The sequence below is a fragment of the Oceanospirillum sp. genome, from assembly GCF_048265165.1.
In the GTDB taxonomy this organism is placed as follows: Bacteria; Pseudomonadota; Gammaproteobacteria; order Pseudomonadales; family Halomonadaceae; genus Oceanospirillum.
The window spans coordinates 325,871-338,837 of the sequence record NZ_JBLXCD010000003.1 but is presented as its reverse complement, the minus strand read 5'-3'; the positions used below and the strand labels follow the sequence as shown (position 1 = coordinate 338,837).

Here is a 12,967-nt window from a genome sequence, read left to right as displayed (position 1 = left end):
TCCTCAGGTTCCTTCTGAGTCAATGCTGGATCACCCTGTGTATTTCCGCCAGAGTAGTTACACCTGAACGCACTTTATCCAGTGCTGATGCTTTCAGGCCCGGAAAACCTTCCTTCGCTGCCTGTTGAGCTATTTCTATCGCATTTGCATTATTCAGAATCATTTGGGAAATATCATAAGTTACTGGTAGCAGCTCATAAATACCGACGCGTCCCTTATAGCCGTTGTTACATTTTTCGCATCCTATAGGTTCATACAGTTTCAGAGATGTTACTTCAGAGCGGCTGAATCCTGCTTCTACGAGAGTTTTTTCCGGGATTTCGGTGAAGGCTTTGCAGTTACTGCACAGTTTTCGGGCCAGCCTTTGTGCAATGATCAGACTGACAGATGTTGCAATATTAAAGGACGGTATTCCCATATTGTTCAGGCGTGTCAGGGTTTCTGAAGCGCTGTTCGTATGTAGTGTAGACAGAACCAGGTGGCCAGTCTGTGCTGCTTTAATCGCTATTTCTGCAGTTTCGAGATCGCGGATCTCTCCAATCATGACAATATCCGGGTCCTGTCGGAGAAAGGCCCGAAGAGTGGCTGCAAAGTCGAGACCTATCTTAGTGTTAACATTAACCTGATTGATGCCATCCATATTGATCTCCACAGGGTCTTCCACTGTGGATATATTGCGCTCCGGGGTATTCAGAATGTTCAGTCCTGTATAGAGCGTTACCGTTTTACCGCTGCCGGTTGGGCCGGTAACCAGAATCATACCCTGAGGCTTAGCGAGTGCGTTTTTGTAGATCTTTTTCTGGATTTCCGATAAACCCAGTTCATCAATGCTCATTCGGGTTGCACCTGAGTCCAATACCCTGAGTACAATTTTCTCTCCCCAAAGTGTTGGCAAAGTATTAACACGAAAATCGATGGTGAGTGTTTTGGATGCTTTTAATTTAATACTGCCATCCTGGGGGATGCGGCGCTCCGATATATCTAACTGTGCCATAACCTTTATACGACTGGTAATGCGGTGTCTGAGGCTGAATGGTGGGCTCAGTACTTCATGTAGAATACCGTCGGTACGGTAGCGGATGCGGAAGCTGTGCTCATAGGGTTCCAGGTGAATATCTGAGGACCCCATCCTGATCGCATTCTGTAGCACTTTATCGACAAACTTAACGATAGGGGCATCATCAAAACTACTGGAGTAAGCCTCATTTGATAAACTGCTCTGTTCTGCGGAAGTATCCAGATTTTCAATGGTTTCTTTTTCCAACTGGGCGAAGGCAACTTCACCGCCTTCCAGATAAGTATTAACTGCTTTTGAGAGTTGATCATGGGGTACCAGAATCGCTTCGGTACTCAGCCCCGTCTGAAATTGAATTTCATCCACAGCCGTTAAGTGTGACGGGTTTGCGATAGCCAGAAAAAGCTTGCTGCCACGGCGATACAGAGGCAGTACCATGTGGTGCCGGATCAGCTTCTCGCTTCCCAGGTCTTTTGGAAAGTGTTCAGGATTAAAGGCAGACAAATCCATAAATGGCAGGCCAAACTCCTGAGCGGCTGCCAGTGCTAATGCCTTTGGCGCAACCTGATCACCAGAGGCTGCATATTGAAGAAAAGAGGTACACTGCTCCTTAGCCTGCTCTGCGATAGCCGTAGCTTTTTTTTCGCTGAGGACACCTTCCATGATTAATCTTTTAGCTATTCCATCTAAGGTCACCGGGCTCTCCTCCGTTGAGTGGGCGTCTTGCCTTTAGTTTGCCGGGTTCAGGTATTGGAAAATAGACTTTTTCAGAATACTACCTATTGTTATAAGTCAGCTCTTACCTAAATTGCTTGTTAATCGTTTTGTTGCCAGTGGTATCGGTTTGGTGGACATTTGGGTAGAGTCAGGTTATCACTTTCAGGATGCGTTTCACTAATGCAGAGGCGAATGAAATGGAATTTATGAGTAAAGCAAGCAATAAGTCAGAACAGGGTTTTACTTTGGTAGAGCTACTGATTGTCGTCGCCATTATTGGTATTTTGGCAGCCGTAGCTGTACCCCAGTATGGTGATTATGTCGTTAAAGCGAACAGAGTTGCGGTACTTTCAGCGGCAGATGCCTACAAAACTCCAATTGGAATTTGCGCTCAGATTACAGGGGATTTTGATGATTGTGACAATGGCGAAGAAAATATTCCTGACGAAATTACAGCTGCTGATTCTAACGATGCGGTTGCTACCTTAACGGTGACAAATGGGGTGATTAGCATAACGGCTACAGAAGATTTTGGTGGAGCTTCCTACTGTATTACACCGACGCCAACTGGTGGCGTTATTACATGGACAACCGTAGACTCAGCATGTTCTGGCTCTGGAACATAAATATAACAGGGTGCACCACAATCTGTTCTATCTGGTTTAAGTCTCAGTTGGTGGTCGTAAAAAAACCGAAGGTTTGAACTTCGGTTTTTTGGATTTGCAAAGAGCGTTGTTGCACAGATATCGGCCACTTCTGGCCAAATGTATGGCTTGTTTCTGCCTAATACATTGCTTGCTCTTCGTCGATCACTTCTTTTAAGACTTCCAGATACAGGCGATCTGCATCGGAGAAATCTTCCGGATCATCGGGAATCTTAACGCTGGTCAGGCTGCTAATCTCATTAGCGATAACCGTGGCTGCATTTTGAGTGCCAGAGTGTTTACGGGCAACCTCAAGGGACGCGGGAATAATTTCAGGGTCCTGAAGAAGTTTCTTAATAAACTGGCGTAGTTCATTGATAACGCGGGTTTTGTTCATTTCGTTTGCGCTGCTCATATAAGGCTCCTTAGATGCCGTTCGCAATCTTATAATCTGATCTGTGGTGACGGATGACTGTGAATGTGGCGGAACTGGCTCTGGATTGAATGCCGCCTTGCACAGAATTATATAAGTTGCCCGTCAGATTAAATAGACGTTTTTTTTCAATGGGCTTAGAGCTGCCGATCGTTAAATGAATAATCCTTAATTATTTCGTTGCCAGACCCTTAGCTGCCCTACCCAGTCTTTATCACTCAGGTGCTGCTTAAGGATACTTTCTGACAGCGTCACAGGCAGGCTGTCGGCAAGATAAAGGTCGATATCGATACGATTATTCAGATAATGCAGTACCAGTTGGTTGCTTTGGAACTCAATAGGTAGTGCCCGCCATGCATATTGAAGTTGTTCGACAACGTCATCTCTCAACGGTGGTAACTTTTCCAGTGACGGTAAGTCGTCGTTTGAGTCATTTTCTGCGTCAATATGAAAGGTTATATCAGCCACCTCTGGGTGATGGTCGCGGATCAGCTGAGAAACCTGAACACCAATTTGATGACCTTCAGAAACACTGATCCTTGGGTTCACTTCAATATGGATATCGAGAAAAACGTCTGCCCCCATTTTTCGGGTACGCAGGCTATGAATAGCCCTGACGCAACAAATACTTTCTGCATGGCGTAACATATCACGTGTTTCTTCTTCCGGTAGAGCAGTATCTACCAGTTCCTTAATGCTACCTGACATCAGCTTCCAGCCAATATGGGCGACCATCAGGCCAACAATCATGGCGGCGACCTGGTCCAGCCATTGGATACCAAACATGGTGCCACTGATACCGATTAGGACGACGATAGATGAAAGGGCATCACTGCGGCTGTGCCAGGCGTTGGCCACCAGAAGATCCGATCTGATTTGTCGTGCGATCCGCATCGTGTAGTGAAAAATCCATTCCTTACCGAGAATAGATATGGCGGCTACGATAAGTGCCGGCCAGCTGGGTGCTGCCAGCTTATCTGCTTGCCACAGACGAATAAAACTGTCGTAAGAGATCGCTCCAGCTACCGCGATCAGCAGGCTACCAAGAACCAGCGTGCCCATGGTTTCAAAACGAGCATGGCCATAAGGGTGATTTTTGTCCGGCTTCTGACGGCCGTAGTAGGTGACAACCATCACCATGGCGTCGGTCAGTAGATCTGATAGCGAGTGAATGCCATCGGCGATTAATGCATGAGAATTGCTGGCCCAGCCGACAATAATTTTTGAGATGCCAAGAATTGCATCCAGAGCAGCTCCGATCAGGGTGACTTTATGTGCGGCTTTAGTCGATTCCTGTCGCATAGCAACTCCTGTGGTAAGGCATATTAGCGAGTTTGTAGAAAGAGTAGAGAATACTAAGGCGGAATTGGGATGAAGGGTAGTTGTTTACCACCGGGCTACCTTAATACGGAAGCCCGATGGAAAGAGCAGGTTAAGTATTAATTAAGCCACGACTATTCAGAATAGGATTCGCATACATTTTCAGAATATAGTCGTGTAGTTTTTCAGGAATTGCCTTTAAGTGTTGTTCAAACTGATTACGTTCCTGTTGCGTGATCATGGGTTTGCCGCTGATATGTTCATAACCACCCAGCTTTTCAAGAGCTAACCAGTTTGATGGATAGAAGCAATAGTTGTCCCAGATCTGGCGGTCAATCTGGGAAGCGGCTTGATCAGCATTGGTGAATTCATCAGATAATGGCTGATCAAAATGGACATGCACACGCCCCTTATGACCAGATATGCCTTTAACAATGCTGTCAATATCTTCAAACTCCACTTTATTATAACTGCCTTCAGTGGCTAACGCGTTGAGCTCCCGTGCTTTCATCTCATCGCAGGGGTCATACTCGTATGAGATGGTGACCGGTACGATATTCAACTCATTAATCACCTCAGAAAAGGTTGGCCCAGAGCCTTTTTGTTTACGGCTCATGTAAAACATTTTAACGATGGCGGGATCTGTGCGGTCGATACCATCTTTAGCCCGCCCCTCTTTCTGAGCGATCCAGATGGAATGCTGTTCTTCCAGTATAGAGAAGTTAATGTAGCCGGATAGCTGGGTCAGTGCCTTCATCATTTCACGCACGCCCTTGGCAGAACGTTTAACGATAAAGCTCTTGTTCAGGCGCATCAGGTCACTGATATAAGGTTTTTGCAGTAGATTGTCGCCGATGGCGATACGCACGGTGTCACGCTTTGCCTGGTAGAGAGCATAATTCACAAATGCCGGATCCATGGCGATATCTCTGTGGTTGGCCACAAACAGATAAGCTTTGGAAGCATCCAGTTGCTCGAGACCGGAAACGGTAAAGCCGTCGGTAGAGTTGCGGATCATTCGGTTCATGTAGCCGGCGACCTGGCTCTGAAACTGGTCAACGCGGTTGATATCTGAAAACTGGCTTTTCAGTTTACGGCGAATCAGAGGGCGTAAAAGAAAGCCCAGGCTTTGATGCAGCTGTGGAAAACGGAACTGACAGATAGCGCTGATCAGTTCAGGGTTGTTGATGACCTCCTGAACGACCTCATTAACTTCATGGTCGTAATAAGGACGAATCTCTTTAAAGCTGTCGTTTTCCGGTGTGTTCATTGTTTCTCTGAGTCCATTGGTTTATCAATCTGCCGGGCAGGCGTTGCTATTCGTTGGGTGGTGGCTAGTTGGATCCTAGATTGCTTTGACCGCCCATCCATTCCGCCAGAGTGGGAATAAAACGCTTTAGCTCAAGGGTCATCAGTGTAAAGTCTGTATCCAACCGGGTCATAGGGTCTTCGTCGCTGTAGCTATCTTTAGCTTCATCCAATAGCTCATCACCAAAACGCAGGCGTTTAATGATGAGATCATCCTGCAGGATAAACTGGATTTTCTCCTGCCAGTTAATCGCCAGCTTAACCACCTGTTTTCCAGTTTCTATGTGGGCCAGAATTTCCTCTGCATCCAGTTCCTGCTGTTTGCATCGAATCACGCTGCCCTCTTCCAGATCAGAGCGCAGTTCGCATTGCCCATCCAGCTCCAGCCCTTGAGGGCGTTTGCTGACATCCTGCAGCCATTCGGTCATCACGATACTGGGGCTTTGTTCGGTGTTGAAAGGGACCACGGGCAGTGACCCCAATGTCTGGCGTAGCAGATCCAGAAACTCATCGGCTTTCTTGGCGCTGGAGGCGTCAATCACCACCAGGTTGTCCTTGGGTGCAATATAACCCCAGGTAAAACTTGAACGAACAAAAGCGCGGGGCGTTAGCTCGCTAAGAATATCCTCTTTAATGCTGAGCTTTTCTTTTCTGCCAACGTGGCGGTTCTCTTTGGCTTCAAGTTCTTCCACTTTTTCCTGAAGGGTTTCATTAACCACGGCTGCCGGAATCACTTTTTCCTGACGGCGTAAGCAAAGCAGAATAGCACCGCCACTGGCGTGATGTAGCTGTCCTGCAGTTGCAGCGGGTAATGTCCAGCCAAGCCGGTAGGTTTCGATACTCTTGCAGGGTTCAAACCGGAACGCTTCTAACTGAGATTCAAGCTGGCTGAGATCCGGCTCGATATCTTTGTTGAGCTGAAAAAGCTGAAGGTTCTTAAACCACATGCGACAGGACTCCATCAATTCTGGGCGCGACATTATCTAATAAAGGACGCGGCTAAGCCAGATAATACGGGGAAAACAGTTGTTCTTACATTCGGTAACAAAACTGTCAAACCTCTGGAGCAAGGTAGATCTGAGGCTTGGGCGAACCCCAAGTGTTGCAGAAATATTACTGTCATTTAAATGTAAGAAATCTGTCATTTGGCTTTGGCATTGTGTGCTGCGAAAAAGTTAATTGCGGACATTCGTCCAATTACTGCACTGAATGGCGGGAATTGAAAGCCGCGCAGATGAAGGCTACACATCCTATGAAAATTGCTACAGTTACGCGAGCGACCTCAGTTGTTCTGGTTCTGATCGCTGTTTCTTTGGCGGCAACGCTGTTTTGGGGGCTTAAGCGTCTCGACAGTGCTTTCTCCGCAACTCAATCCTATAACGAGTTGAAAGAAGAGGTTGCTCTTGACCTTAGGCGTACGCTTCAGGAATACCTGCAAACCGGCAATGCTTTAAAGTTGAGTGCGGCAGAGCAGGAAATTGACCGACTGACCTCTGAACGTTTGGCGCTTTTGCCTCCGGCCCTTGCCAGAGATATTGCGGATTCCCTGAATCGTCTGAAAGAAGGGGTGACCGGTGAATTTCGGGGAGCTGGCAAACTGGCGGGTAATCAGAAAGGGTTGCTTTTGCAGGCTGAGAAAGAGATTGCTGATGCCGCTGATGTAATTTATGACTATGCCGATGAAGGTGAGTCCGATAGCCCTCGCGTAGCTGCCGGATATTTTAAACTGTTGCACCACGTGAGTCAGTCCCTTGTTCAGGTAAAGTATCTGCGAGAGCAGTATATGGATACGGCTAGTAGCAGCTATCGTGAATCTCTTTTGGAGCAAGTTGCGCAGTTGAAGGCCGATGCTGCGGAACTGAATGCACTGCCTCGCCTTGATGTCTATGCCGAGGAGGAGGTTGATGAGATGCAGGCCCTGATGGGTTGGGGAGATGACTCAGAGTCCGAATCGGCGAAAGTGGATCTTGGCGATGAGTTGATCAGCGGTCTGCAGGGGCTTGTGCGCCGGTATCCGACAGAGCTGGATAATACCCTGAGTAACATTGAAGCTGGGGTGAAAAGCCGGGCTGCGGTCAATCAGTTAATTGCTGATGCTGAGTCGCAAATTTTGTCCGGGCAGGCAGATGTGATTGCCTATCGCCACACGCTTGAGAGACAGGTTAAGCAGATTTTTATTGCTTATGTGGGGCTGATTGTCTTTGTCGCTATTATTCTGCACCTGTTTCAGAATCGTGTTGTACTGAAAACGCTGCGGGAGCTTTCTGATGGTATCGGCTCATTGGTAAAAAGCGGTGAGATGCGACAAATTACGGTTCACAACCCGGATAGTGAAACGGGTCAGATCGCGCAGAACTTTAACCATATGATTGAAACTATGCAGCATCAGCAGCAGGAAAAGCATGCGCAGTTGAGTCAGATTACCGACTCGTTGGAGGTTGTGTTGACGGATATCGATACCATCAGTAAAACAGCCAATGAAACCCGGGATTATATTTCTAAGTCCCATAGCTTTACTGACGAACTGACTCGCCTGGCACAGGATGTTGATATTAGCTCTACACAGGTGGAAAGCTTTGCCCGTGAAACTGCAAGCTTTATGGAAACAAGTCAGATCAGTGCCCGTAATGTGGAGCAGGCCAGTGAGCAGGCAATTTCAACACTCAGCAGTGGTCATCAATCCCTGGATGAGCTTATTGTTGCTGTAGACGAAGTAACCAGTATTCTGGATGTGATATCCGGTATCTCTGAGCAGACAAATCTGTTGGCCCTGAATGCAGCGATTGAATCCGCAAGGGCAGGTGAACATGGTCGCGGTTTTGCCGTGGTGGCTGATGAAGTACGAAACCTTTCCATGGAAACGCAAAACTCGGTTACCAAAATTGGTGGCATTCTGGGGCAGTTACGTAACTCATCCGGTAACCTGAAAGACAATATGACGAATATCTCTGACGCTGCTGAGGAGCAAAAGAAAGCTTCCAGTGAGCTACTGGATATGTCCCGTACCGTTCAGGCGCACTCCGACAAAGCGGCTAATTTTGCCCATCAGGGAGCAAAGGTAGCCCGGAATCAGGTCGAGCAGGTTGAGGTCTTTATCTCCAGTATGGAAGAGATGGAAAAGCAGGCGCAGCAGGCGGAAGAGGTGATTCTTTCTGTGCAGACGGAAGTGCATGAAAAGGTGCTTTGGATCTCGAATGCCTTGGGAGTATCCCGGAATAAAAAAGAATTTCTGCTCTGATCGTATGTGATTCACCAGGAATTTTAAAATCAGCTTCTGTCACGTAATGTGCAGAGGCTGTTTTTTTGTCTCTGCGAAAGCCGGAACTACCCGGAGGAAGTGGCAGATAAGGCTTAACAAACTGATTTGTGGTCTTTTTACAAATGTAGTGCGTCAGCGCTCAAATTGCTGCAAGGGGGTAATAAAGAGTATAATCGGATGAATTTTGAATAAGAGTGTTGCGCACTGGGTTGCAACGCAGTGTTGCCGATAAAGGATTCCGATACTCATGGGTGAATTTGCAAGAGAAATTCTGCCAGTCAACATCGAAGACGAGCTGAAGCAGTCCTATCTGGATTACGCCATGAGCGTAATTGTAGGTCGTGCTCTTCCCGATGTTCGCGATGGCCTTAAGCCGGTACACCGTCGTGTGCTGTTTGCGATGCAGCAGCTTGGTAACGACTGGAATAAACCGTATAAGAAATCGGCCCGTGTGGTCGGTGACGTAATCGGTAAATATCACCCACACGGTGACAGTGCGGTTTATGACACTATTGTGCGTATGGCACAGCCTTTTTCCATGCGGCATATGCTGGTGGATGGCCAGGGTAACTTTGGCTCCATCGATGGTGATAACGCGGCTGCAATGCGTTATACCGAGGTACGTATGGCGCGTATCTCCCATGAGATGCTGGCGGATCTGGATAAAGAGACCGTTGATTTCGTTGATAACTACGATGGCACAGAACAGATTCCTGAAGTACTGCCCACCCGTGTCCCGAATCTTCTGGTAAACGGTTCTTCCGGTATTGCTGTGGGTATGGCAACCAATATTCCACCGCACAACCTGACGGAAGTGGTCAATGGCTGTCTGGCTCTGCTGGATAATAGCGAGCTGACCATTGATGACCTGATGGAATATATTCCGGGGCCGGATTTTCCAACACAGGGTATTATCAATGGCCGTGCCGGTATTCTGCAGGCATACCGTACTGGTCGGGGTCGTATCTATGTCCGTGCCCGCCACCATATCGAACGTGATGATAAAGCCAATAAAGAAACCATTATTATCACTGAGATCCCTTATCAGCTGAATAAAGCCCGCGTGATCGAAAAGATCGCTGAGCTGGTAAAAGAGAAGAAAATCGAAGGTATTTCTGAGCTGCGGGACGAGTCTGATAAAGACGGCTTGCGAGTAGTGATCGAGCTGAAGCGGGGTGAATCTGGTGATGTTGTCATCAACAACCTGTTCGCCCAGACCCAGTTGCAGAGTGTTTTCGGGATCAATATTGTTGCACTGGAGAACAGTCAGCCCCGGGTGATGAACCTGAAAGAGCTTTTAGAGGCTTTTCTGCGTCACCGGCGCGAAGTTGTAACCCGCCGTACGGTTTTTGAACTGCGTAAAGCCCGTGAGCGAGGCCATCTCCTGGAAGGTCTGGCTATTGCACTGGCGAATATCGACCCTGTTATTGAACTGATTCGTCAGTCACCTTCTGCCGCAGAAGCGAAAGAGAAACTGATCAATAGCAGCTGGGTGCCGGGCAATGTGATTGCCATGCTAGAGCGTGCTGGCGCAGACTCTTGCCGCCCTGATGACCTGGAGGCTGAATTTGGTCTGCAGGAAGACAATGGTGAATATCGCTTGTCCCCTGCCCAGGCTCAAGCCATTCTGGAACTTCGCCTGCATCGCCTGACCGGCTTAGAGCACGAGAAACTGCTGAAGGAATATAAAGATATTCTGGAGAAGGTAGCGGAGTTAGCCGGTATTCTGGCGGACTCAGAAAAACTGCTGCAGGTGATTCGTGAAGAGCTGGAAGCGATTCGTGATCAGTACGGCGAAGAGCGTCGTACCGAGATCATTAGTAGTCACCTTGATCTGACTATGGAAGATCTGATCAACGAAGAAGATATGGTCGTGACCATATCTCGTAGTGGTTACGCCAAGTCTCAGCCGTTAAGTGATTACCGTGCTCAGCATCGCGGTGGTCGTGGCAAATCCGCTACATCGGTTAAAGATGAAGATGTTGTTGAGCACCTGCTGGTTGCTTCCACTCACGATACTATTTTGCTCTTTAGCAACAAAGGTAAAGTGTATTGGCTGAAAGTTTACGAGCTGCCTCAAGCTGGTCGTGGTTCCCGAGGCCGTCCTATGGTGAACCTGCTGCCGCTGGAAGAGGGTGAGCAAATCAGCACGATTCTGCCGGTTCGTGATTATCCTGATGACCACTTTGTCTTTATGGCAACCGCTAAAGGCACGGTTAAGAAAACAGCTCTGAGTCAGTTCTCCCGCCCTCGTAGCAGTGGCCTAATCGCGCTGGACATTAAAGAGGGTGACCGCCTGATTGGCGCTGCAATTACCAACGGCAGTAATCATGTTATGTTGCTGAACAGTGCTGGTAAGATGATTCGCTTTGATGAGTCCAATGTGCGGGCAATGGGGCGTACTGCCGGTGGTGTTCGGGGTATGCGTCTGCCGGAAGAGGGCGATGTTCAGGTGATATCCCTGATCATCCCTCAGACTAATGAAGTGGCTGCGGAAGACGACGAAAACCCAGATAATGCTGTGACAGCTGAAGCGGTTTCTACTGAAGAGAACGGCGAAGCGTCTGACAACCAGATCTATATTCTGACCGCTTCTGAAAACGGCTACGGTAAACGTACTTGCCTGGAAGCTTTCCCGGTTCGTAACCGTGGTGGTCAGGGTGTGATTGCAATGCAGACCAGCGAGCGTAATGGTCAGCTGGTTTCCGCCATGCAGGTCAGTGATCTGGATGAGATGATGCTGATCACCGACAAGGGTACGCTGGTACGTACCCGTGTTGCTGAGGTGTCTGTATCCGGTCGTAATACACAGGGTGTGACTTTGATTCGACTGGGTGCTGATGAGAACTTGGTAACTGCTGTTCGCGTTGATGAGCCTGAAGACGATGCTGAAAATTCCGTTGTACCAACGGATCAGGCCGATGGTGCTTCAGAACTAGAAAACTCAGCCCCATCTGATCCTTCTGCGGAAGATGACTCTGCTGAATAAGTGCGGGTCGTTCAGAATACCTTTCCGGCGAGGGCTTTCCTCGCCGGAACTCTTTTATACCGGATGCGGCACTGCCGCGTTGATATGGCCTGAAGTTCCGATGTGTTTTAAAACCCTATTTGAAACCTGTCACGGTCGTTAATCTGTTGAGTGGCCGGACCATCAGAACTTCGATTTTGAGAAGACCCAAATGACACGTCTGTTTAATTTTTGTGCAGGGCCAGCTGCTCTGCCTGAAGCGGTACTGAAAAAAGCACAATTTGAGATGCTGGACTGGCAGGGACGTGGCTTGTCGGTAATGGAGATGAGTCATCGCAGCAAAGATTATGTTGCGATTGCAGCCAAAGCGGAGCGTGACCTTCGTGACCTGCTGAACATCCCGGATAACTATAAAGTGCTCTTTATGCAAGGCGGTGCCAGTAGCCAGTTTGCAATGGTTCCTCTGAACCTGCTGGGTAATGGCGGTATTCCGAACTATATTGAAACTGGTGTCTGGGCCGGAAAAGCGATTAAAGAAGCCTCGCGTTATGCGGAAGGTCTTCATACCGCGGGTAGCAGTAAAGATCGTAACTACGCCTGTACCCCTGCGCAGTCAGAGCTGGAGCTGTCTGACAATGCGGCTTACCTGCATTTTACCAGTAATGAAACCATCGGCGGACTAGCCTTTGATTATCTACCACAGGCTGATGTGCCTCTGGTCTGTGATATGTCCTCTGATATTCTGTCCAAGCCGCTGGATGTGACACAGTATGGCGTGATCTACGCCGGTGCTCAGAAGAACATCGGCCCTGCGGGTCTGACACTGGTGATTATCCGTGACGACCTGTTGGATCAGGCGATGACTGTCACGCCATCGATGATGAACTATCGCATTATGGCGGATAACGATTCCATGTATAACACTCCGCCGACCTATGCCTGGTATTTGGCAGGACTGGTGTTTGACTGGCTGAAAAGTGATATTGGCGGCCTGGAAAAGATGGCTGAGATCAACACCCGTAAAGCTGCGAAGCTTTATCAGGCGATTGACAACAGTGGCTTTTATGCTAACCCGATTGCAGTAGCAAATCGCTCGCAGATGAATGTACCCTTTACATTAGCGGATGCGTCTCTGGACAAGTTGTTCCTGCAGGAGTCTGAGGCCGCTGGTTTATTGAATCTGGCCGGACATCGCTCTGTGGGTGGAATGCGTGCCAGTATCTATAACGCGGTACCGGAAGCGGCGGTTGATGCTTTGATCGCCTTTATGTCTGATTTCGAAAAACGTCACGGGTAAGCCAAG

General features: G+C 48.3%; 9 protein-coding genes. 4 read left to right on the top strand and 5 right to left on the bottom strand.

Annotated features, from left to right (window positions below; translation table 11 throughout):
* Positions 1–19 precede the first annotated feature (19 nt).
* Positions 20–1,711, bottom strand: coding sequence for a type IV-A pilus assembly ATPase PilB (pilB, locus tag ACN0R8_RS08530; RefSeq protein ID WP_417596657.1), 1,692 nt, complete (start codon positions 1,709–1,711; stop codon positions 20–22).
* Between the two features lie 218 nt (positions 1,712–1,929).
* On the opposite strand from pilB, the gene ACN0R8_RS08525 reads away from it, so the two are divergent.
* Positions 1,930–2,358, top strand: coding sequence for a pilin (locus ACN0R8_RS08525; RefSeq protein WP_417596656.1), 429 nt, complete (start codon positions 1,930–1,932; stop codon positions 2,356–2,358).
* A gap of 157 nt (positions 2,359–2,515) precedes the next feature.
* Here ACN0R8_RS08525 and ACN0R8_RS08520 read toward each other — a convergent pair whose 3' ends face one another.
* The 4 genes from ACN0R8_RS08520 to rdgC form a co-directional block, all read right to left on the bottom strand.
* The gene (locus tag ACN0R8_RS08520; RefSeq protein WP_077242844.1) at positions 2,516–2,791 is read right to left on the bottom strand and encodes a hypothetical protein; all 276 of its coding nucleotides are present in this window, start codon (positions 2,789–2,791) and stop codon (positions 2,516–2,518) included.
* Between the two features lie 186 nt (positions 2,792–2,977).
* A complete protein-coding gene (locus ACN0R8_RS08515; RefSeq protein WP_417596655.1) occupies positions 2,978–4,111 on the bottom strand; it encodes a cation diffusion facilitator family transporter in 1,134 nt (377 codons plus the stop codon).
* Positions 4,112–4,241: 130 nt separating this feature from the next.
* Positions 4,242–5,399 (bottom strand): 1-acyl-sn-glycerol-3-phosphate acyltransferase, encoded by a 1,158-nt coding sequence (locus ACN0R8_RS08510; protein ID WP_417596654.1) that lies wholly within the window; start codon positions 5,397–5,399, stop codon positions 4,242–4,244.
* A 64-nt stretch (positions 5,400–5,463) separates the two neighbouring features.
* Positions 5,464–6,384, bottom strand: coding sequence for a recombination-associated protein RdgC (rdgC, locus tag ACN0R8_RS08505; RefSeq protein WP_417596653.1), 921 nt, complete (start codon positions 6,382–6,384; stop codon positions 5,464–5,466).
* Positions 6,385–6,689: 305 nt separating this feature from the next.
* On the opposite strand from rdgC, the gene ACN0R8_RS08500 reads away from it, so the two are divergent.
* From ACN0R8_RS08500 to serC, 3 genes are all read left to right on the top strand, one after another.
* Positions 6,690–8,675, top strand: coding sequence for a methyl-accepting chemotaxis protein (locus ACN0R8_RS08500; RefSeq protein ID WP_417596652.1), 1,986 nt, complete (start codon positions 6,690–6,692; stop codon positions 8,673–8,675).
* A 268-nt stretch (positions 8,676–8,943) separates the two neighbouring features.
* Positions 8,944–11,685, top strand: a complete 2,742-nt coding sequence (gene gyrA, locus ACN0R8_RS08495) for a DNA gyrase subunit A (protein ID WP_417596651.1) — start codon at positions 8,944–8,946, stop codon at positions 11,683–11,685.
* 190 nt (positions 11,686–11,875) lie between these two features.
* A complete protein-coding gene (serC, locus tag ACN0R8_RS08490; protein WP_417596650.1) occupies positions 11,876–12,961 on the top strand; it encodes a 3-phosphoserine/phosphohydroxythreonine transaminase in 1,086 nt (361 codons plus the stop codon).
* Positions 12,962–12,967: the final 6 nt, after the last annotated feature.

Bases quoted from the DNA above. Each gene is read 5' to 3' on its own strand.
- ACN0R8_RS08510 (WP_417596654.1), bottom strand. From the start codon at position 5,399: ATGAACACACCGGAAAACGACAGCTTTAAAGAGATTCGTCCTTATTAC.
- ACN0R8_RS08500 (WP_417596652.1), top strand. From the start codon at position 6,690: ATGAAAATTGCTACAGTTACGCGAGCGACCTCAGTTGTTCTGGTTCTG.
- rdgC (WP_417596653.1), bottom strand. From the start codon at position 6,384: ATGTGGTTTAAGAACCTTCAGCTTTTTCAGCTCAACAAAGATATCGAG.
- ACN0R8_RS08525 (WP_417596656.1), top strand. From the start codon at position 1,930: ATGGAATTTATGAGTAAAGCAAGCAATAAGTCAGAACAGGGTTTTACT.
- serC (WP_417596650.1), top strand. From the start codon at position 11,876: ATGACACGTCTGTTTAATTTTTGTGCAGGGCCAGCTGCTCTGCCTGAA.
- ACN0R8_RS08515 (WP_417596655.1), bottom strand. From the start codon at position 4,111: ATGCGACAGGAATCGACTAAAGCCGCACATAAAGTCACCCTGATCGGA.
- ACN0R8_RS08520 (WP_077242844.1), bottom strand. From the start codon at position 2,791: ATGAGCAGCGCAAACGAAATGAACAAAACCCGCGTTATCAATGAACTA.
- gyrA (WP_417596651.1), top strand. From the start codon at position 8,944: ATGGGTGAATTTGCAAGAGAAATTCTGCCAGTCAACATCGAAGACGAG.